Here is a 23,031-nt window from a genome sequence, read left to right as displayed (position 1 = left end):
AGTGACTAATTACTTTCCAAAACTCTTATAAATAGCTGATAATATTTTAGTGCGCACATTTAGGTCGCTGATCAGAGTGTTTTCGCGGGTTGGACAAACCCTATTTGAAAGGAAAATATACAACAAATTGTATTTGGGATCCATCCAAACAAAGGTTCCGGTATAGCCAGAATGCCCAAAACTTTCGTCACTCGCTTCCGCGCAAGGGTAAGCATCTTTAGTTTTCACCCTTTTATTGTCGAGTGCTGGCTTATCGAAAATCAGTCCACGACGGTTATCACTCTTGGGGAACTGAACCCGGGTAAATTCTTTCATTGTGGCTTCACTCACATATTGCTTTCCGCCGTACAATCCCAGCTGGAGGTACATCTCCATCAGTTTTGCCAAATCGTTGGCCGATGCAAACAATCCGGCATTACCCGAAATTCCGCCCAAAACAGCAGCCGATTCATCGTGAACAGTCCCTTGTAACAACTGAAAACGGTAATACTGATCATTCTCAGTAGGAACAATCCGATCGCGCGAGAATTTCTGCAAAGGCAAATAAGTTAATTCTGAAGCGCCCAATGGTCTGTAAAAATTACTTTCAACAAACTCCCGGAAATCAATTCCGGAAATATTTTTCACAATCTGTGGCGTAATTACCAACGGGAGATCGCTATACACATATTTGCCACGGGTTTTCAGGGGCACTTTTCGGATGGTATCGGTTACCAATCTCAGGAACTTTTTATCGAGATACATTCCCTGAGCCACACAAAGCGGATGTTGTTCGTCGGCGGTTGTTGTGTACCATTCCGGCGATGGTTTTCCATCTTTTATCGTCGTTTTATAAAAACTGATAAATGGAACCAACCCCGATTGATGAGTATATAATTCACGAACGGTCACATTCGATTTATCTGATTTGTGTGACGAACTGCTTTTCCAATCGGGGTAATAGTTGGCAACAGGCTTGTCCAATTCAATCTTTCTTTCGTCGTACAATTTCAGGATTCCGGGCAGTCCGCCGCTGATTTTAGTTACCGAAGCCAAATCGTAAATATCGTCGGGATGAGCCGGCATTTGCCTTTCAAAAGTCTCGTAGCCATACGCTTTGCGGAAGATTATCTCACCATCTTTAGCCACCAAAACATTACAACCCGGAAATGCTTTTTTATCCAAAGCATCGTTTACAATCGAATCAATTGGATTTTGCAACTCTGATGTTTTTATTCCTACTTCTTCGGGTATCGTATATTTTAATCTCACGGCCTTTTCAATCAAAATGCCATCTCCTGTATGATAATCTTTCCAAACGTCAAATTGAAGTTTACCTTTTGCGCCTGTACCTCCGAATATCATTTGAGCAGCAAGCGACTGGGTCAGGCTGTCATTTTGAAAAGCCATAATTAAACCAGCAGGTTTACCAAACGACTTCACTTCACTGGCTAATTTCGGATCGCAGAAATAGCAAACGACCGAAGTTTTTTCGCGAATTAAATAGTCGTTCAGTTGCTCAAACCCATTCCAACTATCGTCGGCACCCTTCAATTCACTTTTTTGAATAGAGTGAATTCCAGCAATCACCAGGTTATATTTTTTCAAATTGGTTGTCAGTTCGGTTAAATCTTTGGCGGTGAACTGCTTCGGAAGGTTATAAAAATCAACCTTCATGTAATTGGCCAGCATGTGCTGAAATTCGGTTGGAATACTATCACCCACTGAAAGCGCTGCAATAGTAAGTGTATCAAGCCGGTCAAACGGAATGAGGTTATTTCTGTTTTCGAGCAAGGTCAATGAAGCTTCAATCTGTCGCCTTTTTTGCAGTTCGGCTTCCGGATCTGATTGGTTTTTAGCCCAGTTGCATGAAGCCAAAGCGCCACCGAAGACGGGAAAAACTGATAGGAAAAGAAGAACTAATCCGATACGAAGCGAATAAGTTGGGTGAGAAATTGATCTTATAGTGATTGACTTCATTTTTCAATAGATTTAATTTCCAATTGGCTGCAAATTGCTTCAAGTTCTGCTTTTGCAGAAACCAGATTTTCAGTTTTTTTAATCGGCATCAACTTTCTTCCTGATGAATTACAGAGGATCAACCTGTAATCTTCATTTGTGATGCCCAATTCACGATTGCCGCCGCTGTAACTTCTCCATGTTTTTCTGCATTTCGCGATCCTAATCTTCATATCGGGTTTTACATTCACCCAATATCCTGTTTTTATAATTCCGAAAAGATTATTCAAAAACCGAACCCTTTTCCCGGTAAAATCAATTTCTGCACTGGAATAAGTGAACCCCACAAATGCTCCGGTCAAAACTAAAATTAACGCGAATAATGAAAAATAGACGGTTGCCAAACCAGCTACAAACACAATAATTCCGGAGAAAGATCCTACCGGCCCAAACGATTTATCAAGTTTGTTCGTGATAATCATTTTATTATGAGTTTAGGTCATTTCTGATTTTCTCAGTCAATTCCAGAAACACATCCTGATTAACACAGACCTGAGCCAAAATATCAACGATATTTTCTTTGCTGATCTTGTCAAAATCTTCTCGGCGTGGCAGAATAAAAACCCCGCCAAAATCAACAGATCCGGGACTTATCAATATCTGCTTTTCGCCCTCCTCGTAAAAATGAGTTGGCCGGTGCGCTTTCCGTGGAAAAAGATGAATCGTCCATTTGCCATCAGAAAAAGAACAAAGCACATTCATCATCGGTTCAACCTTGTCCGTTTGCATGGCAGCAAAATGCTTATAGTAAATATCAATTACCTTCAAAGCTTCTTCCATCGAATTGGTTTCAATCGAAATCATCTTCCGGAGATAGTTATCGAACGCCCATACTTCCGTTTGGTCATTCGAATATAGCTTTCGGGCCGTGTGTTTCAGTCGTCCGAAATCTTCAGAAATTGGCATAAAACCGCTTTCACCAGCCTGAAAATGCAAGTGGTCAGGGGCAGAAGCTCCGCATTCCGGGCCATTGTAAAATACAGTAAAACGTTCCATTGCTTTCGCCAGTTCGAGCAATGTTTTTACGTTGGGGATAAATCGCTGATCGATGTGCCGGTTACAGGAAATGGTGAAATGGTTTTTAAATATCGGGAACGGATTAACCAAAATCAGGAAATCATCACCAAAAGCAATGGCATCCTGCTCCGAAGGTCGGTTTTCGGAACACAAAAAGCACTTGCGTGCAGCAATCGACTGTTTATCAACCTCTGCCACCGAAGACCGCATCCGCTCTGGATTAAATTGCGCCATGACCTGAAACCCATCGAACTGAAAACTTTTCTCTTCAACCTTTTCCAATCCTTTATAGTTTGCAGCAGCCAAAGGCCACATTAACTTTTCAGCCTCAACAAACTCCTGAAGAACCTGAGTTACAGATTTATTCGTTTTTTTAATGATATCAAGCAATTGATCCATATTTTTACTATTTCGGGCTGAAAGCCCATTATATCCTAGCCCAACGGCGACGCCTTGGGTTCTAAATTACCAATCAGATTATCGCCCTGAAAGGGCAACATAAATTTAAGTCCATAAGTATTCTTCATTGTATTCGATTCCATTTTCCTTCAGAAATTGGAGATATTCTTCTTTAAAAGTTTGATGTTTATGATGTTCCTTTTGATTTTCAATGTACCTATTAACCACCTCAACTTTTGATTGACTTACTGAATATCCAGAATAACCCCCTTGCCATGCAAAATTCAGATAATAATTGTCTTTTGTCTTTATCCACCGGCTACTGTTTCGTTTTATGTCTTCCAATAAATTTGCTAACGAAATATTTTTGGACATAATACATAGCACATGAATATGATCTCCCGTTCCATTAATTTGAACCGGAATTGATTTTGATAATTTTAGGACACCACCAATATAGGCATACAATTCATTTTCATCTTCCGGTCTTATTAAACACGTGTTATTTTTTACATGAAAGATACAATGGATATACAATTTCGATAATGATTGTGACATATCATTAAATTTATAATTTTACATATTGTCCTTTCAGGACGACTTGTTATCTTTCTCATTTTCCCCAAGGCGTTGCCTTGGGCTAGATTATTCTGCCACTTCGTGGCGAAAACACACATTGACAGTTCGGTTTATTTTCTTTGTTACTCATATATTGAACCACAGCCATCTTCATCGGCTAACTTTTTCGGGCTGAAAGCCTATTATATCCTAACCCAATGGCAACGCCTTGGGTTTATATGATCCAAAAGATTGTTCGCCCTGAAGGGACAACATAAAATTTATGTCCACAAATATTCCTCATCGTATTCAATTCCATTTTCTTTCAAACGAATTTTTGATATTCCACTTATCACCCCAAGACATTGCCTTGGGCTAGGTAATACTGCCACTTCATGGCGAAAACGCAACAAGTTAAACAGTCTATTTTCCTAAATTTTTCCTTGCTTTTAATTCGATGGTGCGAATGCGATCTTTGTACAAATTGTGACCATTCATCACCTCAATGCTGAGCGAGGCATCCGAATTGTCGTCCCAACGACGGCAAAGGTAAATCGGATTATAAATTCGCCCAATCTGGTAGCGGCGCGAAATGGCCAATCCAAGTGCGTAATCTTCACCATAATTGACATTGGGAACCGGTATCCGGCGCAAAACCGGTGTGTAAAATGCACGTGGCGCACCGAGTCCATTAATCCGGAGTGCATTATTCCGTCCATTTTCAGGCGTCCATTCTTTATGGTCGATTATACCGGGAGGAATTTCCTCCAACGCGAAATTTACCATTTGGTAAGTACCAACAACCATGGCACAATTTTGCGCATAAAATGCGTCAACCACTTGCTGTACGGTAGTTTCATCCAAATACAAATCATCGCTGTCGAGCTGAATGGCAAACTTTCCACATTTTGGATGGCTCACCGCCAAATTCCAGCAACCGCCAATTCCCAAATCAGTACGATCAGGAATAACATGAATCAAACGCCCGTCGGTAGCTGCGTACTTCTGAATGATTTCAGATGTTCCATCATTCGAAAAATTATCAGCAATAATCAGGTTAAATTTGAAATTGGTCTTTTGGGACAACACAGATTTGATGGCATCCTCAATGGTTCGCACACGGTTTCGCACCGGAATGATAACCGATGCTTCCACCTCGAAATCCTGCTCGTCGAACTGAATTGGCGTAAAAACAGGTTCAAGGTAAGCGCCTACATTCTTCAGGTGTTTGGTACAAGCTTCTTCCATTTCAATTTGCACCGCCCGGTTTTTCGGATCGACATAATCGAATATTTTTTCGCCCGATTTCCGAAGATCCGATTCATGCTCGGTGTATAAATACTCCGGAATGCGGAACAATTCGGCGTATTGCGACACACCCAGACGAAGTGCATACAATCCGGCAAAAGCAAATTCTGCGGAAATACCTTCGGCAGCTTTTTTCAGGATCTCGGTGCGGTAAAGCATGACTGAACCAAAGTTAAAATCGTCGCGCAAACTTCCTTCCTGATAATCAATCACCGGCTGGTTCTCCACTTTGCCATTTTTCACGGCCAGATAATTCGAATACACCATCCCACTCTGCGTGTCATCGGCTATTTGCACAAACCGCTCGAGAGCCAACTGCCCCAACTGAAGCGAGCTCTGGCGGGTATAAATCAGTGTATAGGAAGTATTGCTTCTGGAAGCCATTTGTTGAACGAATTTACCGCTTGTCATCGAACCCGAATCCAATACTTCAACACCTTCTATCGAACAAGTTTGTTCCGGATTTTTAACCACAATAATATTCGAAACCAGCTCCGACTTTTTTAATTCGAGAACCGTTGCAAGTGTTTCGGCTTGCGTTCCGAACGGAATAAAACAGGTAATTTTTTTCATTTCTATAATCATTTGACTTTAAATTCGATATAATGACTTTACCCTTTTCAGTTTCGCTTAAGCGAACAGACATGAATAATAAAAACAAATTATATGTCCGTTGCCTGAAGGCAAACGGCAAAGGATATTGCCTCTTTAATCAATTTTAACATTTTTCACTTACAAACTATCAATCTTTTCCGTCCGAAATTTCTGTTTCGATTTACTAAACGCTTTTCCGCGGACGAAATTTGAATGACCAACTTTAAACGACCATACTTTTACCGCTACACGGTTTATTTTTTCAGTTCATCTGATCACTGCGACTGAACACTGATCACTTCATTCCCCAATATTTCAGAATCTCTCCAATCATCTGCGTCCGTTCATCATCCGTTGTTATGGTTTCAAAAGGAAATCCGATAACGACTGTGTGATAATTTCCGTCAAAACAAACGCCGGCAGTTTTGTTGTTGCCTTTGTACCTGAAAAGCACTTTGGCATTTTCGCCCTTCGGCTCAATGGCATCGGGCGATTCAACCTTATAAATCTTCGGGTTGTATTCCTGAACAAAATGGATTTCGGAAGGAAAATCAGCTTTCACTGCATTCACCGGATACAAGCAACCACTTCTGCTGGCGTGATTGGTCATCTGCTTAAAGTGTAGTACATCGGCCGCAAAATGTTTTGCAAGTGTATCGCCGCAAAGTTCCAGGTCGGTTCCAATGTAAGTTCCCGACAAAAATAGCTTTGCATTTTCGACGGAAGTGAACCCGGAAATAGCCTGACGCATTTTAGGAGTAAAAAGTGAAAAATCTTTTTTCTGAAGTCCGTAAAGCGGTTTGGTTGTTTTTTCTTCACCGAAAATGATGTCGAGTGCCGAAAAATCGGTTGCACTCCAGTTTTTCTGTTCGAATGCTTCGTCGCTCATCGAAATAAATCCCAGTCCATTGTTTCGGAATGCCAGACCATGAACCAGCGGATAATCAAATGAATTTCCCTGAACAATGCGTGTTTCCTGATCGGAATGACACGAACCAAAGCCCGAATCATCGTCGTCTCTCCATTGCGAATTTCGATTAAAATCGTATTGTTCGCCAATAAATGCAAGATCCGTTTTGTCGGCAACACCTTCATCTTCGCCCATCCGGAATCCGGCTTCCTTTCCATTGTCATATGTTTCTGGTCCGCAAATGCGGTCGAAGGCATTCACAATCAAAACAGGTTTCTTGTCATCGGCTGGCAAGCTACAGGCCAGTATTTCTGATGGAAAACTTTCCCCGCCTTCGTTCATAGCCGTCACCTTGAAACTGTAAATCTCACCCGGTTTTAAATCGCGACATAAATAGGTTGGTTCGTTCACTTCAATGCCATTATCGAATCCACCATTTTCAATCCGGGTATATATTTTATACGATTTGGAAACTGCTGTTGGCTCAAGTTCATCGGCCACCGGAGCCCACGACAAACGCACATTCCGTCCTTCCATTTTCATCTGGAAATAATTGACAGGCAGCGGTTGTACCACATATTTTTGCCCGTTCTGAAAAGCTAAAAACTTCAGGATTCCCTTGTAATAAGCCCGGCTCACATCGAACTTAAAACGTGGGTCGTAAGCCAGCGCCATATCTGCAAAATTTTGGTGCGACAATAATTCGGAAAGAACTGTCGGAACTTTTGGGCGGGCGGCTTCCGAATATTGTTTGTTCCACATTCCACGGCGAGTCCACTGCGGGAAATACAATTTCTGAAGGTCGCCAACCACCTGCGATTGCACAATATCGGCCAAATCACGGCTCGCCCATCTCGACTGTCCATTCTTAAACGAGTCAGGTCCATTGGTAGTATCATAAATCATTAATGTCCCGATAATGGTGCTATCCGGCGTAGTTCCGGCATCGGTATGAAACGCCAAAGCCATGTCAACCGGAATTCCCAAACCTTTCACTTCAGGATTTGCAGTTGGTCCGTTTGGAGCACCTAACAGGTAATTCACCCATTCGCCACGACTCTGATAATCGTCTTTGTAATCATTTTTTCCGGCTTCGCGTTTGGCAAAAGCAGCGGCATCTTTTCCACGATTCGAATAATCAACCTTCACTTTGTTCAGGATATAAACCAGTGTATCGGGCATGCCTGCATATTGCAAATAATAGCGCGCACCTTCCTGATACCTTGGGCGCTGGCTAGCGAATGGCAACCATTTCGACCAATCCAGAGCAAACCCCTGAGCATCGCGTAGTTTCAGTAACTGATCCATATCACCGGATCTTCCACGAACCACATTTCCCATTCCGCCACCCAATCGAACCGCATCAACAGAAACAAGTTTGCCGGTTTCATTCGACTGATTGCTCAATTCAATTTTGCCGTTCATTCCTTTTTCGAACTGAAATGTTCCCAGGTAAATCCAGGTTCCGCCGCCGATGGTCTGGTTCACCAGAAACTCAGTCTTTCCTCCTGAATGAAAAACCGTGTAATGCGCATCGGTAATATTTTCATCATTCCGTACATACGAAATGTACACTGCATATTTTCCTGATTCAGGAATTTCAGACGTATAAACAACTTGTGAGGTGGTATTTTTATTGGCCATCATTTGTCGTGTTCCGCCCATCTGGAATGGATTTTCGCCTTCAAGCAGAAATGGCACTTTCAGTCCGAATCCAACTTCTTTACCAGACTGAAGTGCTTCACCCAATTCCTGATACGTGCAACCTTTGGTTGAGCCATCAGCATCAATGATGACTTCATGCTTCTGGGTATCTCTTTCGCGCGGAAGGAAAACCTCTGCCCCCGCATTTTCGAGCATTGGCGTAATGTACGGAACCACAAAACTCATGGTCCAAATGTCTTCAACAGTCAGGAAAACACGGGCGCGTTGCCATTCCCAGCGATCGAGCGTGTTTTCGTAATACCAGCCATGACTGTGCCACAGCGCGATGTTTCTGTTGCTCAATCCCTCCGGAAAGTTGGAGTTTGCCGAGATGTTCCGAACAACCGGCAGTTTCGTATTTACAGATTGGCTCAAACGTTTGGCATCGATGGCAACCGATTGATTCCGATAAATGTTTGGAATTAATTCGTGAATTTCCTTGCCCATACTTTCGATGGAAACCGAATAGTTGCGAAATCTTCGTCCAAGCAAATCTTCATACCAATTGTAAAATTCTGTGGTATTTTCAAGCCTGAAAGGGATATAGGCAAATGTCTCTTTCATTCCCAGTTTCACTTTTTTCGACTGAACATCGACTAAAACCGTATCGATCTTAAACGTATAATCGGTTCCGACTGAAGCCTTCTTTGCGAAAGCAGTAGCTGCCTTATTCGCTTTTTTCAGAAAACGACTGGATTTATCGGCTTTTGTTGTTCCTGTTATCAGGCAAAAGAATAATAAAGCAATTCCTATTTTCAACGAAAAATAATTTTTCATTTTTAATTTCCTTTTTATTGAACTATCCGTTGGCTAAAGCCAACGGCAAAGGATAACTCAGTTTACATGCAAACTGTAAATTGAGGTTATCGGCTAGTTATACTTTTATAAATATCTTCCTTTTATACAGCACATATCCAATCATCCAAAAGAATACAACATGCGCAATGGCGTAAAGCAAAGAACCATTAATGTCTCCTGCCAATGGTTCAAAAACCTTTGAATACAGCCATCCTGAACCACTCAGACTGGAACCATCAGTTCCGGAAATCTGAACCAAGCGTCCCAATGTTTTAGCCCACAATCCGGAAAGTGCGAAGATGAACAGTGGGTTCATCCCAAATACCACAAAAAACGAAGTCCACCTGGAATAGCCTTTCAAGTCGATGACCCAGATCAAAAGAGCCAAAACAGAACACGCCCATCCTGCTGTATAAAGAACATACGAACTGCTCCAGATTGCTTTATTAATCGGGAAGAAAAAGCCCCAAAGCAAGCCAGAAGCAACCGCAACAATACCAACAAGTAATAATTTTTTCGGTACCGAAGTCTTTTCGGCTTCTTTAACTAATGCGCCAACAAGGTAACCCAGAATTACCGTCACCACTGCCGGTATCGTGCTTAGCAGCCCTTCCGGATCAAACGGGATTCCAAATCCTTTGTATAAATGGGTAACTCCGAGCACCGCAGAATCAAATGGAATAGTAGCATTTCCCTGAAGCGAAAAAGGATCGGAACCGCCCAGAATATACATCAAGCCCCAATAAAAAAGCAGAATTGCAAAACCAATGTAAGGCAAATATTTTCGTGGAGAGGCCAGAACGATTACTGCCCCAATTCCATAAGCCAGCGCGATTCGCTGCAAAACGCCCATAATGCGCAATTTCGAATAATCGGTTGCCCATTGTGGAAATGAATTCAGAAACAGGCCAATGGCAAAAATCAGGAGTGTCCGTTTACCTATTTTCAGGAGCGATTCTTTATTCAACGTATTTCCGTATTTCGAGAAAGAGAAGAACATGGAAACCCCGACCACAAAGAGAAAGAACGGAAAAACCAAATCGGTTGGCGTACATCCGTTCCATTTGGCATGTTCCAAAGGCGCATAAATATGAGCCCAGCTTCCGGGATTATTCACCAGGATCATCAAAGCGACGGTCATGCCGCGCAGAACATCAAGAGCGAGGTAACGTTGCGTTGTCTTCATTCGGTATATCTTGTTTTTTTGTTAGTAGCAGCAAACCCACAAACATGATCAGCCCATTCAGGAGCAACAATTCGAAGCCAAATTTATACCCGCCCAACCAGGCTTCGGAATTGGCGTTGATGATGTAGGTTATCACTGGCGACAGCAATCCGACCAGCGGAACGTAGCGGTCATTCACCTTTTTCTTCGTCAGTATTCCGAAAGCAAAAAGGCCAAGCAAGGGGCCGTACGTGTACCCGGCGACTTTGAAAACTGCGGTAACCACGCTTTCGTCGTTGATGATCCTGAAAAGCACAATCACCAAAAACATCAGTATTGAAAAACCAACATGAACTTTGATCCGGGTAAATTTGCTCTCTGGCTTTTTCGTATCCAGATTCAAAAAGTCGATGCAGAATGAAGTTGTGAGAGCTGTCAATGCAGAGTCGGAGCTTGAATACGTGACTGAAACAATGCCCAGTAAAAACAATATTCCAGCAAAAGTTCCAAAATAATTCAAGGCTAAAAGCGGGAAAAAATCGTCGGTTTTCTCCGGAATGGCAATTCCCTGTTGTTGGGCAAAAACATAAAGCAAAACACCAAGACTCAGGAATAAAACATTGACAACGATAAACGCCAGACTAAACCAAAACAGGTTTTTCTGGGCATCGTGCTTATTCTTACACGTTAAACTCTTCTGCATGATGTCCTGATCCAGACCATTCATCACAATTACAATACCAAGTCCGGACAGAAATTGCTTGAAGAAATTAGTTTTCGAACGCCAATCCCAGTCGAAAATTTTACTGAAGGGGTGCTCGTCGATGACTTTAACCATCTTGAACGCACTCAAATCAAGTTGTTTCGATATGATGAAAATCGTTAATACCAAAGAGGCCAGCAAAAAAGTAGTTTGAAGCGAGTCGGTCCAGATGATGGTTTTAATTCCGGCACGAAAGGTATAAGCCAAAATCATAAAAATAGCAATGGCAACAGTTAATGCGAAAGGAATTCCAAGTGCGTCGAAAAAAGCAAGTTGCAGCACTCCCGCCACCAGATACATGCGAAAAGCCGCACCAATAGTACGAGAAACAAGGAAAAAGAATGAGCCTGTTTTATATGACCGCACACCAAATCGCTGATCGAGATAAGTATAAATTGAAATGAGTTGCAGTTTGTAGTAAAGTGGGATAAGTACCAAAGCAACTACCCAGTAACCGGCAAAATTACCCAGCAGAAATTGCAGGTAAGTCCAGCCAGAACGGCCAACCTCGCCCGGAACTGAAATAAAGGTTACTCCTGAAATCGTGGTTCCAATCATGGCAAAAGCCACCATGTACCATTTGGATTTTCGGTTTCCGGTGAAAAATGTTTCGTTGTTTACATTCTTCGAGGTTAAATATGAAATGCCAAACAGCAGTCCAAAAAAACAAACCAGAACAATAAATAAAATGGTTGTACTCATTTAATTCGTTTCAATGATCAAAATAAACTCGGATCTCGCTAATAATTCTATGTTACGAATCTCCGGGTACTTACCTTACTGCTTTTATCAGAGTGGCTTTGCCAGTCGCCGCCAACAAAAACCACTTTCATTTCAGGTAAAATATCAGACATTCATTTTTTATTTTTCGAAACCCATAATCGACCGGATATAATCAGCATTTGTTTTTGAAGTCAGTAACTCCAGCAACAATAGCGCTACATCAACCGCGGTGGAAGGATTCCATGATGTTATAATGTAGTCGTCAATCACAATCGGTTGATTCATAACCTCAACGCCAAAACTTTTCAAGGCATCACGTCGAACCGGATTTTTATAGGTCGTACCTTTTTTATCCTTCAGGATGCCACTCTTGCCAACCGGCAAAGCTGCAACACAAATGGATGCAACAATCTTGTCTTTCGCTTTAAATGTCCGGATCAAGTCCAGAAACTTCTCATCGTAAGCATCTTTGTAAAAATCATACTCCTCAAATCCACCGGGAATAGCCAAAGCGTCAAACGAATCAACGTCAATTTCGCCGATCGGGTAATCAACAATGAATCTCTGATTGAATGAACTTCGTATTTCCTTTCTCAATCCACCAGTAAATAGTTCCGTTGAATGATCGCCATCTAAAAGATTCCATCCAATTACATCAATGAAAACACTTGCTTCAAACGTTTCAAAACCATCGGCCAACAACAATAAAACTCGTTTCATTTTCGGGTATTAAAGATATTTTACTTCCATGTCCCAATTCCATTGGTTAAAATAGAGGTTACCACCCTCCCATTCCAGTTCGCCACGCTGAAAATCGTACGGTTCGCTGCGCGGAAATTTCTTCTCCGGAGTTAATTCCCGGCTGTAATCATCATTCACAATCAAGCGGTACGCGTCAATTCCTGAACGATAAAAATTACGAATTTTCGAATCCGAACTGTCCTGCAAACCAAACGACTGGTCGAGCGGAACCCAACCAATGCCTTCGTAATACACTTCGCACCAGTCGTGCAGATTAACTTCATGCGGGTGAAGCATCCAGCCACTTTGCCATTTCACCGGAATGCCCTGCGAACGCGCCAATGTCATAAACAGCAAGGTTTGCATCCCACAATCGCCATAGTGAGTTTTCATCACATATCCCGGAATATCCGACATAGTGCTGTATTCGAGCGCACTGGCCCAGCGAACCGAATCGTTGATCCAGTTGTATATTTTCTGAACTTTTAACAATGGATTGGTTTCGCCTCCCAATATCCGGTTAGCAAGTTGCTTTATTTTGGGTGTGAATACGATCTGCGGAAGCCGTTCTACCGTATTTTCTTTATAAACAGCACTTTCGGTATTGTAAGGTTTAATTTTCGCCGGCTCCAGATCAAAGTATTGGGCAGCGGTTTCAACCTCAAATTCAATCTGAAAAACGGTTGGCTGATCTTTCACCGCTTTCTTTTCCAGATAAACCGCGTGCTGAAGGTCGCTTTCGGGAGCACCCATCGCTTTTTCAGGATCAGATTTCAGCAGATTGATGTTCTTTTGCCTTGCATGTCCTTCCCTCGGAAACGGCATCCAGCAACGAATGATCTGGCCATCAGGAACCGCATTGGGCTTGGCTTTCACCGTGTAGGTTAAAATCATATGAACGGGCAAAACCGGTTCTCCTGAAGTTTTAGTTGCTGAAATTACTTTTGCGGTATGCTGTAAACAAAATAAATCAAGCGAATCGACCTGAATGCCATCAACTTTTTCTTTGAATTTCCGCGCCTCATCGTCGAGCCGAAACAAGTTGGCAACAGCATTTTTGAAATAGCGTTTCTCACCGTCAATCAGGTGCATCTCAAGTTTCAGTGAGTTTTCCCAATTTCTGAAAAGTGCAGTATCCAATGCCGGAAAATATTTTGAAAGCTGACTTTTCACATCGGTCTCAGTTAACCGAAAATCGAGCCGAATGCGGCGGCCAATATCAACGATAGAATCCATTTTATACAAATCAGCCGCTCCCAAAGTGCCTGTTGCTTTTAACGAATCGGCCATCATTTCTGCCTTTTTCAGTTCTCCTGAAGCTACAAGTTGCTCAACACTGGTCAGATTAACCGGGGTCTTAGGCGCAGGAGTGCAGGCAACAAAAAAGACTCCGACAAACAGCAGGTTTTTGATAATCTTCGGCGATTGGAAAATTTTATATTTCATATACTTGTTTTTAAACCACATAGATCACATAGCTTTTCATTTTTTATTCCTATGTGGTCTATGTGGTTCGCATTTGTATCTCATAGAACTCACAATTAAAACCGATCCGTTGAATATCCATTTTTCTTCAGCCACGAGAGAAGTTCGCCCAACCGATTGTAAAACTTATCAGTACGCGAAGGTTCTGTTCCCATATGAATCAGCATGATGCAGCCGTTCAGTCCATTCGGGTCATTCTTCTCAAAAGTCTGAATGTCGTTCAAAATCGTTTCCGAAGAGCGATAACCAGTCATATCCGGTGTGGTGTAATCGGCATTTGAGCGGATTCCAGGCGTAAAATTGATCACTTTCAAACCCATCTGCCTACTCCAGTCAACACTTTCAGCATTGTACCATTCGTACGGAGGTAAAAATACCGAAGCTTTTTCGGGAGTCAAACCAAATGCTTCCATCTTTTTGTAATTCAATTTCAAATCATCGGAGAACTGCTTTTGAGTAACCAGAGTCGAATCGCGCTTCGTCCAGTCGGCATACAACAAATGGCCATCGGAGTGCGCTCCCAGATAATGACCATCAGCAATCAATTCGTTGATGAGTGATTTATTTTCCGGATTGTTATAGAAAGTCCCTGTCAGGAAAAATGAACCTTTGGCTTTGTATTTTTTCAAAGTTTGAGCAATTAGTTGTCCTCCTTCGCCTAATTCGTGAGCCGAAAAAATCAGGTACACTTTCTTTTCAGCCGGATTTTTCCGTACCAAAGCACCCTGATTGTCCAAAACATCTCCCGAAGTATGACCTTCAACTTCGAGCGACGAAAGCAGGTAGCTCAGACTGGCCGTTCCGTCCATCGTTGGTTCGTTGGTCGAATAATCACCAATATCATCGTGGTAAACCGCCTTGCCATCCTGAAATTCAGGGTACTGATCTGCTCTTAATAAATGAATTCCGAGCAAACTCTTATAAATGCTGGTATAAACCGGACCATCAACCAAACCGCCGGTTGTGGTTTGATTCAGGTAAAGCGTAATCGCCGAATGTGGTTTTTCAGGATAATCGCCCCCAGCCGGAAGTCCACATATCATTGATGTTCCCCATGGATTACAACCAAACAGCCAATCAGTTAAAGCGGCTTCCATTTCTTCGTAAGTATTATCGCCGGTAATTTTTCGGTATAATTTAGCCTGAGTGATGGCTGCTGCCACAAAATTATTGGAGCACCAAACAAATGGAACGCCAATCCGGAACGGATCGTTGGCTGCATATTTCCGGATTTGATCGAGTCCCTGTTTCATCAAAGCGGCAAACTGCTTGGCAATCAACGGATCGGATGACTGAGCCAATAAAGCATGTCCCAAATTCACAAACGGATAATACTGGTAATGCCGGGCACGGTTCAGTTCCATCCAGGGCGTTACCGGTTCCAACTCGCCCCAGTATTTGGCTTCTTTCTGAAAATCGATCTGCTTTTCTGTCGGAATTAAGGTCGCAGCTGCCAGTTCCATGTCGTCAACCCAATTGTCTTCTTCGTAAAAATATGGCGAAACCATGCAAGCCGTCTGAAAATTGCCCAGATCGGATTTGGCAAAATCCCAAGCGTCGCGCGATTTCCGGAGCATTTGCTCAGCAAACGTTGGATCAATATGTTTAAAGACTGAAGCGCCTAAAGCAAACGACGAACTGAACTTTGCTGCCGTTGACGAAACGCCTGTCGAGCGATTTTTATATTTACCCAATCCCTGCGATTTCCCGGTCACAAAATAAACCGGTCGGTACACTCCCAATCCATAACCACCCAACGTATCCAAGGTAGGAATCCGAAATCCGGCGTGATCGCGGTCATCAGCAATCTGGTTGTACATTTCATTTTTCGCCGGATTCATTTTCAGGAGCCATTCCAAACCCCAGCGGGCTTCGTCCAGGATATCCGGGATTCCGTTGGCTCCCGGCTTGCCATTGGCGGCAAACTTATCACCATAAACCGATGGGTTCTGCTGATAGGCAAACAGTAGCTGATAAATGGCATTTGCAGAAGTTGTAGTGTATTGCAAATAATCAGAAGCATCGTGCCACCCCCCAATCACATCGATGTGCTGCCCGGTTTTGGTAGGATGATCGACAATAATTCCATCATGCGTGTGACACGAATCATTCAGGTACGGATTGAACCCACAACGCTGTTGACGCATATAATTAAGAATGAAATCGGCAGTACCATTATAAACATCAGGCGAGATACGAAACGACGGAGATACAGAGTTGCCAGCCTTCAGGATAAAACCACCCATTTCATGAAAAGCCGTAAAGTTAAGTCGGTAGGCTTTCTGTTTGCCCCAAATGCTGGCATCGGCAAGTTCTGGTGTGCCTTCAAAAACCAATTTTCCTGAAAGTGATTCGAACAACTGAAACCTAGAAAGTTCCTCATCCTGATCGGAAAGAAAAACTGCCACCTTAACCGATTGAGGCAAATAACCCATTTGATTGATACGAATTATCGATGAAGCGCTAACCTTCAACGAAATAAGAAAAATCACACTGATCAAGAAAAGAGTTCTCATAGCTTCCGTGGTCTTTATGTTTAGAAATCAATATTTCGGGAAAACAGCTTACATTTCATAAAGATACAAATCAATTGAACATAGACTGTTCTGTCTGGAATTATTTAGGCTCAGGTTTCACGCGAAATAATGGATCAAAATTAGTGGAATTAATGAATCATGCAAATATTGGTAATACATGTTATATGATACATTTCATTTTTCACCAAAAACGTTATCTTTACACCGCAAACAAAAGATCACCAATTTCAAATAATAAATGAAACTTATTGCCGACAGTGGATCGACTAAAACATCATGGAAACTGATTGATGGTTCAGGTCATATTAAAAACATTAAAACATCAGGGCTCAACCCCTACTCACAGCCAGAGGAAAGTATTATTCAGGAAGTTGAAAAGGTGCTCTTCCCGGAAACTGGTACCGGAATTCAGGAAATTTATTTTTATGGGGCTGGAATTGTAAATGCAGAAAAGGGCGACATCATCCGCAGAGCTTTAAATCGCATTTATCCTGAAGCCATTGTGGAAACTCACAGCGATGTGTTGGGAGCAGCCCGTGCTTTATTTGGAGATCAGGCCGGGATTGCCTGCATTTTGGGCACAGGCTCGAATGCTTGTTTGTATGATGGCAAGCAAATTGCACATGGGATTTCTCCGCTAGGTTTTATTTTAGGCGATGAAGGCAGCGGCTCAGTTATGGGACGAAAATTGCTTGGCGACTATTTTAAGGATGTTATGCCTAGCCGGTTACGCGACGAATTTGGTAAGCAGTTCGGTATTACCCGCGAAGAAGCCCTAAACAGGGTTTACCGTACCGAAAAACCCAACCAATTTCTGGCACAATTTGTACCTTTTTTGTCGGAAAATAGCAATTCAGCATATTGTCAGGAGTTTGTGCAGCATAATTTCATGGAATTCTTTGAACGTAACGTAAGTAAATTGCCGGATTATACCCAATATCCAATCGGTTTTATTGGTTCTGTTGCATTCTATTTTAGCCAGATATTGAACAATACTGCCAGCTATTTCGGGTTCGAAGAAACAACGATTATTAAAGAGCCCATTGACGGGCTAGAGAAATATTACAGCATAAAGTAAACGTAAAAATGACCACCACAACTACAACAACAAGTACCACCGAAGCCGATTCGCTGTATAACGATTTGGAAAAAAAATCGGTAAAAGAACTCTTGTTAAGTATTCACGAAGAAGACAAAAAAGTTTTACCAGCCGTACACAACGCTATTCCCCAAATTGAAAAACTGGTGGAAGAAGTTTATCAGCGCATGAAAAAGGGCGGACGATTATTCTACTTGGGTGCAGGCACCAGTGGGCGTTTGGGCATTTTAGATGCTTCGGAAATTCCACCCACCTTCGGAGTTGGTCACGATTTGGTTATTGGACTGATTGCCGGCGGCGACCGTGCCATTCGTAAAGCAGTTGAAATGGCCGAAGACGACGAAGAGCAGGCCTGGAAAGATATGGAGAAATACGAGCTCAGCAAACTGGATTCTATTGTTGGCATTGCTGCTTCGGGGCGGACTCCCTATGTGATTGGAGCAGTTAAAAGAGCCCGAACAGAAGGCATTCTGACTGGTTGCATCGTAAATAATAAGGATAGTGTTTTGGCACAAAATGTTGACATTCCGATTGAAGCCATTGTTGGCCCTGAATTTTTAACCGGCAGCACCCGGATGAAATCGGGCACTTCACAAAAGCTGATCCTGAACATGATCACCACTTCGCTGATGATTAAACTCGGACGTGTAAAAGGGAATAAAATGGTGAACATGCAATTGACGAATCAAAAACTGATTAATCGCGGCACCCGGATGATTATGACCGAACTGGGTTACGACGAAGTAAAAGCCAAACGACTATTGCTGCTGCATGGCTCGGTAAATGCAGTTTTGATGGCAGAAAAAGAAGAGAAATAAGGATCAATCGCTTCATTTAAAAATAGAAAGAAGCCGGAAGCACTAAAGTTCAACCGGCTTTTAAGTCTGATTCATTGATGTGAAGTCTTGTCCAGTTTAGTAAACAATACGTTGAGGCTTCAATTCTCTCCTGAAGAAGTTAAACTACTTCAAGTAAATTCCGGGGCTTTTAACATGCCTGACAAATGCCTCGGCATAATCGCAACCAAATTCCATTCCGCGAAACTTCTCCATTTTCCCGTGATGTTCGCTGTATGTCTGTTCTATTTCCTGGCTCACATGTGCAAAACAAGCTTTGTGCTTTTGCTCGACAACTCCGGTAATATCGACATAATCGGTGGGCGCAAAATTTTGCGATTGAACCCCACTCATCGCTTCGCAATAGTAAAGCGCAGATTTACGTCCCGTGTTTAACCATGCATCGTAAACTAAAATGGAACAAATACGGTGATCGCGATGCGAATCGATTGGCCAATGGGTAAGAACAATATCAGGTTTCTCTTTTTTGAATAAGTCTAAAAGTGGAGCGTATCTCTCACTGGTAATTTCACAATTTCCATCGATTTGACCAATAAACTCAGGACGGACCTTTAAAATAGCACATGCAGTTAGTGCCTCGGCCGTGCGAATTTTTGCAGATTCCTCGTGTGTTTTCCCTTCAATACCAGCTTCGCCCCGTGTTAAATAGACCGATACAACCTCATGACCTAAACCCGAATACATAGCCATCAACCCACCGCATATGGTTTCCGGATCATCAGGATGAGCCCCGACAACTACAATTTTCATTTTCTTTTCGATTGAAGTTGAAGCGCTATTGCCCATGGCACTAACATTTGATAGTCCGATGGTAGTTCCAATGGTAACAGGTATCGCATTTTGAAAAAATTGCCTTCGAGAATGTTTTGTCATTTGATTTAGATTTTAAGGTTGCACTAAATTAATACAAATGATACAAATTCGATCATTTGCTGATGCGCTTACCCTGATAGATCATAGCTTTTGTTCACGCTTCCTGAGGTTGTTGCTCCAAAAGAGATTGTCCTTCATCTTTGAGCTTTTCATTTTTCAGATACCGAACATAGAAAATGGCAACAATCAAAGCCAGAAATCCTTCGATCAAAACGGTGGTTTCAACGCCAATATAATGAGAAACCGCGCCTACGATCAAACTTCCAATAGGTATCGTCGCCGTTAATACCATCAAATAAATGCTTATGACTCGCCCACGAAATTGGTTTGGAACATGAATTTGAACAATGGTATTACTAATCGTTCGTACCGACATCATTCCAAATGAACCAATGGCAATAAACAGAAGTGCGAGTGACAAAACTGTTATTTGCGAAAATAAGATAAGTCCAATTCCAAACACCAATGTATTTATAGCTAATACCTTACTTAAATTCGATCCCTGCCGTAACGAAGCTAAAAACAAAGCGCCCAGGAAAGCGCCAAATCCAATCACTCCGTCAATAATTCCTAATGTAAAAGCTGAGCCGTTAAAAATGTCTTTCGCGAATACAGGAGTTAATGTGCTAAACGGCAAAACCAACAAACCCATAATGCCAACAAAAATAATGACTGAACTAACCACAGGTGTATTTTTGATATAAACAAAAGCCTCTAAAAATTCGTATTTAAGGTTCTTGTCGGCTTTCGGCTTGGGTTCTGGCTTTGGTAATTTCATCAGGAGCAACGAAAGAATCACCGGAATAAAGCTGATGGCATTAATGCCAAAACAAATTGCATCACCAAATCTCTCCAAAATAAAACCAGCGATAGCAGGCCCTATCAGTTTCGACAAGTTAACCATTGAAGAATTTAAAGCCAGGGCATTAGGCAAATCTTCTTTACGACCAACCAATTCTCTGACCAATGATTGGCGTGCTGGCATATCAAATCCGTTGATAACACCCAATACTGCACCCAAAACAATAATTTCCCAGACAACATGTTGTTTGAAAAATACGATGGCCAGCGTTAATAAAACAGCTTGCAGTAAAGACACAACCTGTGTTGACAACAAAATTTTATAACGGTTATATCTGTCGGCTACGATGCCACCATACAATGAAACCAATGCTGTAGGAAAAAGAGTTGCGAACACCGATACGCCCAACATAAATTTTGACTGTGTCAGGGAATAAACAACCCAACTTACAGCAGTTTTCTGCATCCAGGTTCCCAATAACGAAACCGACTGCCCCATAAAAAACAATCGGTAGTTTCGATTTTTAAGAGACGCGAACGTGCTAAAATTCATTGGGGCTAGTCATTTGTGTGAAAAAACTGTTGCAAATATAATAGCTTCCAACGCAGCGAAGCAGATTTCCTTAACCTTTCCGGTTTAAAAAAACAGAGCCATAAAGATTGCAATTAGTAGCTGTTCATCATTTATTTAACCCAATTGCCATTTTATAAGCCAATGCAGTTTCGCTAACCGGCGACAACCCATCCAGCAAGATGTTGTAAGTACCTTTCTCTGAAAGTTCATTGGCAACTTTTTTAATTAAAGCTAAAGTTGCTTTCATCAAACCTGAACCCAAACTTAAACGGGCAACACCCAAATCCTGCAATTCCCGAACGGATAGAGGTAATCCTCCTCCAATTGTAGGGTTTGAAAGAATATTAATTGGTGCATTAATTTCCTTAACCAATGTCGAAATCGTTTCCTTTTCCCACACAGGTTGTACAAAAATGCAGTCGGCACCAGCCTCCCGGTATTTATTGCCACGTTTGATCGATTCAGCTAATTTTTCGCGTGTCGAACCTGACGAAGTATAGAACGAATCAGTCCTTGCATTAATGACTAAATGAAAGCCCAATGAATCAGACAGTGCTCGAATAGCTGATATCCGTTCACAAAATTCATTTTCGTCGATTAATTCCGCACTTAATTCAATGCTGTCTTCAATGTTTATTCCAACAATTCCGGTAGCAATGATCTTTGTAACCGATTCAATTATTTCATTTACATTGTTTCCATATCCGGCTTCAATATCTACCGTTACAGGAACCTGAACTGCATTTACAATGCCCATTATCACGTGAATCATTTCCGATAATTGGATGACCTCGCAGTCAGGATAACCTAAAGAGGCAGCAATTCCCATACTTGTTGTTGCGATTGCTTTGTAGCCACAAGCTTCTATTAATTTGGAACTTCCGGGGTCCCATGAGTTTAACAGAACCAAAATTTCTTTGTCCTGATGATATTTCAGGAACAATTCAGCTTTTTCTTTTTGAATACCTGAAACCATAACCCAATTTTTTAAAGTTGTTTAGTAATACAACTTCTGGAGGTCCAAAAATGTTCCAAAAATACACGCTGAGTAGAATTTAACCGGTGAACCTCCTGCAAAGTGCTGTTTTCATCATCCCAATGAAAATCGTGATCTAAGTTCCGGTTAAAGAAGTACAACCTGTCCGCGGTGGCGGGAAACCCGACTTTGCGGGTAGCTTGCTGCTGAGTAGCGGTTTTAATTTGAAGCCGGTAGAGAAGGAATTGAAGCCAGAGATGTCTTCAGAAATTCCTTATCATTTAATGCCAGAATCATTTCATCTGCTTTATTTACCACTTTTCGGATTATACCATTTGAGTCAATGATTAGATGTGTTGGGTACGAACTCACATTTAATTCTTTGGTTATAAATTTCGTCTGGTCGGCTACAACAGCATAGTTGAACTTTTTTTGAGCTAAAAATTGGTTTAATTTTTCTTTCGAATCAGTTGCTAAACTTATAAAGACAACATCTTTCCGATTTCGATAATTGTTCACTAGTTTATTCAATTCTGGAAATTCGGCAACGCAAGCATGGCAGCCAATAAACCAGCATTTGAGAATAACAATTTTACCTTTCGTATTTTCATTATTGTATTCAGTTCCGTTTAAATCAAAAAACTGAAATTTCGGAAAAGGCTTACCTTCCGCTTTAAAGTGAATATAGTTAGCTGTGGAACTTCTTTTAATTTGCTGTCTTATTTCGCTATTCGAGCCTTCATCCAATTTGAAAAGCTTGTAATAGACAAGACTATCTTTCGAGTTTAGTTTTAAAGGAATATAATCACCCGAAGTCAGTTTCTCAAAGAAATCTTCTTTACTTATTCGGTTCGACAAATTATCGATGGCAATAAAATTGGAAGATAATATGATGTTATTTTCGTGATATGTCCACCAGGTAATAAAATCTTTTTCCAGGTTTTTATAATTAGCATTAGGCTGTCCGGAATCTGTTTTTTTTGAACAAGCCAGCACTGATAAAATTGCAATCGAAAATGTTAGTAAAACGGTTCTTTTCATGATTCATAGATACAGTTAGTTTTGTTTTCCAAGGTAGCCTATCCTTCCGGACATCCATCGTCTCCTAATCTTAATCTCATTTTATAGAAGAAGTTAAAACCCTTCCTCAA

At 41.7% G+C, this 23,031-nt stretch carries 17 protein-coding genes; 2 read left to right on the top strand and 15 right to left on the bottom strand.

Annotated features, from left to right (window positions below; all coding sequences use genetic code 11):
• Nucleotides 1-9: 9 nt before the first annotated feature.
• The 11 genes from AQPE_RS19665 to AQPE_RS19615 form a co-directional block, all read right to left on the bottom strand.
• Nucleotides 10-1,959, bottom strand: coding sequence for a serine hydrolase domain-containing protein (locus tag AQPE_RS19665; RefSeq protein WP_318348203.1), 1,950 nt, complete (start codon nt 1,957-1,959; stop codon nt 10-12).
• On the bottom strand, nt 1,956-2,420 hold the full coding sequence (locus AQPE_RS19660; RefSeq protein WP_318348202.1) for a hypothetical protein: 465 nt from the start codon (nt 2,418-2,420) through the stop codon (nt 1,956-1,958). The genes AQPE_RS19665 and AQPE_RS19660 overlap by 4 nt, the downstream gene beginning before the upstream one ends.
• A 4-nt stretch (nt 2,421-2,424) precedes the next feature.
• Nucleotides 2,425-3,414: a DUF4922 domain-containing protein gene (locus AQPE_RS19655; RefSeq protein ID WP_318348201.1), complete on the bottom strand. Its 990-nt coding sequence runs from the start codon at nt 3,412-3,414 to the stop codon at nt 2,425-2,427.
• A 105-nt stretch (nt 3,415-3,519) separates the two neighbouring features.
• Complete coding sequence (locus AQPE_RS19650) at nt 3,520-3,972, bottom strand: transposase (RefSeq protein ID WP_318348200.1); 453 nt, start codon at nt 3,970-3,972, stop codon at nt 3,520-3,522.
• 423 nt (nt 3,973-4,395) lie between these two features.
• Complete coding sequence (locus AQPE_RS19645) at nt 4,396-5,853, bottom strand: glycosyltransferase family 2 protein (protein ID WP_318348199.1); 1,458 nt, start codon at nt 5,851-5,853, stop codon at nt 4,396-4,398.
• Nucleotides 5,854-6,169: 316 nt separating this feature from the next.
• Nucleotides 6,170-9,265, bottom strand: coding sequence for a golvesin C-terminal-like domain-containing protein (locus tag AQPE_RS19640; RefSeq protein WP_318348198.1), 3,096 nt, complete (start codon nt 9,263-9,265; stop codon nt 6,170-6,172).
• Between the two features lie 97 nt (nt 9,266-9,362).
• Nucleotides 9,363-10,472 (bottom strand): acyltransferase family protein, encoded by a 1,110-nt coding sequence (locus AQPE_RS19635; RefSeq protein WP_318348197.1) that lies wholly within the window; start codon nt 10,470-10,472, stop codon nt 9,363-9,365.
• Nucleotides 10,441-11,916, bottom strand: coding sequence for a sodium:solute symporter (locus AQPE_RS19630; protein WP_318348196.1), 1,476 nt, complete (start codon nt 11,914-11,916; stop codon nt 10,441-10,443). The genes AQPE_RS19635 and AQPE_RS19630 overlap by 32 nt, the downstream gene beginning before the upstream one ends.
• Nucleotides 11,917-12,075: 159 nt before the next feature.
• The gene (locus AQPE_RS19625) at nt 12,076-12,657 is read right to left on the bottom strand and encodes a DJ-1/PfpI family protein (protein ID WP_318348195.1); all 582 of its coding nucleotides are present in this window, start codon (nt 12,655-12,657) and stop codon (nt 12,076-12,078) included.
• Between the two features lie 9 nt (nt 12,658-12,666).
• The gene (locus AQPE_RS19620; protein ID WP_318348194.1) at nt 12,667-14,124 is read right to left on the bottom strand and encodes a transglutaminase-like domain-containing protein; all 1,458 of its coding nucleotides are present in this window, start codon (nt 14,122-14,124) and stop codon (nt 12,667-12,669) included.
• Between the two features lie 95 nt (nt 14,125-14,219).
• A complete protein-coding gene (locus AQPE_RS19615) occupies nt 14,220-16,679 on the bottom strand; it encodes a glycoside hydrolase family 9 protein (RefSeq protein ID WP_318348193.1) in 2,460 nt (819 codons plus the stop codon).
• A gap of 259 nt (nt 16,680-16,938) precedes the next feature.
• Between AQPE_RS19615 and AQPE_RS19610 the strand changes: the two genes are divergently transcribed.
• Nucleotides 16,939-17,778: an ATPase gene (locus AQPE_RS19610; RefSeq protein WP_318348192.1), complete on the top strand. Its 840-nt coding sequence runs from the start codon at nt 16,939-16,941 to the stop codon at nt 17,776-17,778.
• Nucleotides 17,779-17,786: 8 nt separating this feature from the next.
• Entirely contained in the window at nt 17,787-18,617 is an 831-nt protein-coding gene (locus tag AQPE_RS19605; RefSeq protein WP_318348191.1) for an N-acetylmuramic acid 6-phosphate etherase, read from the top strand.
• Between the two features lie 144 nt (nt 18,618-18,761).
• On the opposite strand, the gene AQPE_RS19600 is transcribed toward AQPE_RS19605, so the two are convergent.
• The 4 genes from AQPE_RS19600 to AQPE_RS19585 all read right to left on the bottom strand — a co-directional run bounded on the left by AQPE_RS19600 (nt 18,762) and on the right by AQPE_RS19585 (nt 22,921).
• A complete protein-coding gene (locus AQPE_RS19600; RefSeq protein ID WP_318348190.1) occupies nt 18,762-19,529 on the bottom strand; it encodes a PIG-L deacetylase family protein in 768 nt (255 codons plus the stop codon).
• A 94-nt stretch (nt 19,530-19,623) separates the two neighbouring features.
• Nucleotides 19,624-20,883: an MFS transporter gene (locus AQPE_RS19595; protein ID WP_318348189.1), complete on the bottom strand. Its 1,260-nt coding sequence runs from the start codon at nt 20,881-20,883 to the stop codon at nt 19,624-19,626.
• A 127-nt stretch (nt 20,884-21,010) separates the two neighbouring features.
• Complete coding sequence (locus tag AQPE_RS19590; RefSeq protein WP_318348188.1) at nt 21,011-21,880, bottom strand: isocitrate lyase/PEP mutase family protein; 870 nt, start codon at nt 21,878-21,880, stop codon at nt 21,011-21,013.
• A 219-nt stretch (nt 21,881-22,099) separates the two neighbouring features.
• The gene (locus tag AQPE_RS19585; RefSeq protein ID WP_318348187.1) at nt 22,100-22,921 is read right to left on the bottom strand and encodes a TlpA family protein disulfide reductase; all 822 of its coding nucleotides are present in this window, start codon (nt 22,919-22,921) and stop codon (nt 22,100-22,102) included.
• Between the last annotated feature and the right edge of the window lie 110 nt (nt 22,922-23,031).

Source organism: Aquipluma nitroreducens, from assembly GCF_009689585.1.
Lineage (GTDB): Bacteria > Bacteroidota > Bacteroidia > Bacteroidales > Prolixibacteraceae > Aquipluma > Aquipluma nitroreducens.
This window is presented reverse-complemented; position numbering and strand designations above follow the sequence as displayed.

What these genes read in the sequence shown, in the direction of transcription:
- AQPE_RS19635 (WP_318348197.1), bottom strand. Translation starts at nt 10,472, where the DNA reads ATGAAGACAACGCAACGTTACCTCGCTCTTGATGTTCTGCGCGGCATG.
- AQPE_RS19645 (WP_318348199.1), bottom strand. Translation starts at nt 5,853, where the DNA reads ATGAAAAAAATTACCTGTTTTATTCCGTTCGGAACGCAAGCCGAAACA.
- AQPE_RS19595 (WP_318348189.1), bottom strand. Translation starts at nt 20,883, where the DNA reads ATGAATTTTAGCACGTTCGCGTCTCTTAAAAATCGAAACTACCGATTG.
- AQPE_RS19655 (WP_318348201.1), bottom strand. Translation starts at nt 3,414, where the DNA reads ATGGATCAATTGCTTGATATCATTAAAAAAACGAATAAATCTGTAACT.
- AQPE_RS19630 (WP_318348196.1), bottom strand. Translation starts at nt 11,916, where the DNA reads ATGAGTACAACCATTTTATTTATTGTTCTGGTTTGTTTTTTTGGACTG.
- AQPE_RS19615 (WP_318348193.1), bottom strand. Translation starts at nt 16,679, where the DNA reads ATGAGAACTCTTTTCTTGATCAGTGTGATTTTTCTTATTTCGTTGAAG.
- AQPE_RS19620 (WP_318348194.1), bottom strand. Translation starts at nt 14,124, where the DNA reads ATGAAATATAAAATTTTCCAATCGCCGAAGATTATCAAAAACCTGCTG.
- AQPE_RS19665 (WP_318348203.1), bottom strand. Translation starts at nt 1,959, where the DNA reads ATGAAGTCAATCACTATAAGATCAATTTCTCACCCAACTTATTCGCTT.
- AQPE_RS19625 (WP_318348195.1), bottom strand. Translation starts at nt 12,657, where the DNA reads ATGAAACGAGTTTTATTGTTGTTGGCCGATGGTTTTGAAACGTTTGAA.
- AQPE_RS19600 (WP_318348190.1), bottom strand. Translation starts at nt 19,529, where the DNA reads ATGACAAAACATTCTCGAAGGCAATTTTTTCAAAATGCGATACCTGTT.
- AQPE_RS19610 (WP_318348192.1), top strand. Translation starts at nt 16,939, where the DNA reads ATGAAACTTATTGCCGACAGTGGATCGACTAAAACATCATGGAAACTG.
- AQPE_RS19660 (WP_318348202.1), bottom strand. Translation starts at nt 2,420, where the DNA reads ATGATTATCACGAACAAACTTGATAAATCGTTTGGGCCGGTAGGATCT.
- AQPE_RS19590 (WP_318348188.1), bottom strand. Translation starts at nt 21,880, where the DNA reads ATGGTTTCAGGTATTCAAAAAGAAAAAGCTGAATTGTTCCTGAAATAT.
- AQPE_RS19640 (WP_318348198.1), bottom strand. Translation starts at nt 9,265, where the DNA reads ATGAAAAATTATTTTTCGTTGAAAATAGGAATTGCTTTATTATTCTTT.
- AQPE_RS19605 (WP_318348191.1), top strand. Translation starts at nt 17,787, where the DNA reads ATGACCACCACAACTACAACAACAAGTACCACCGAAGCCGATTCGCTG.
- AQPE_RS19650 (WP_318348200.1), bottom strand. Translation starts at nt 3,972, where the DNA reads ATGTCACAATCATTATCGAAATTGTATATCCATTGTATCTTTCATGTA.
- AQPE_RS19585 (WP_318348187.1), bottom strand. Translation starts at nt 22,921, where the DNA reads ATGAAAAGAACCGTTTTACTAACATTTTCGATTGCAATTTTATCAGTG.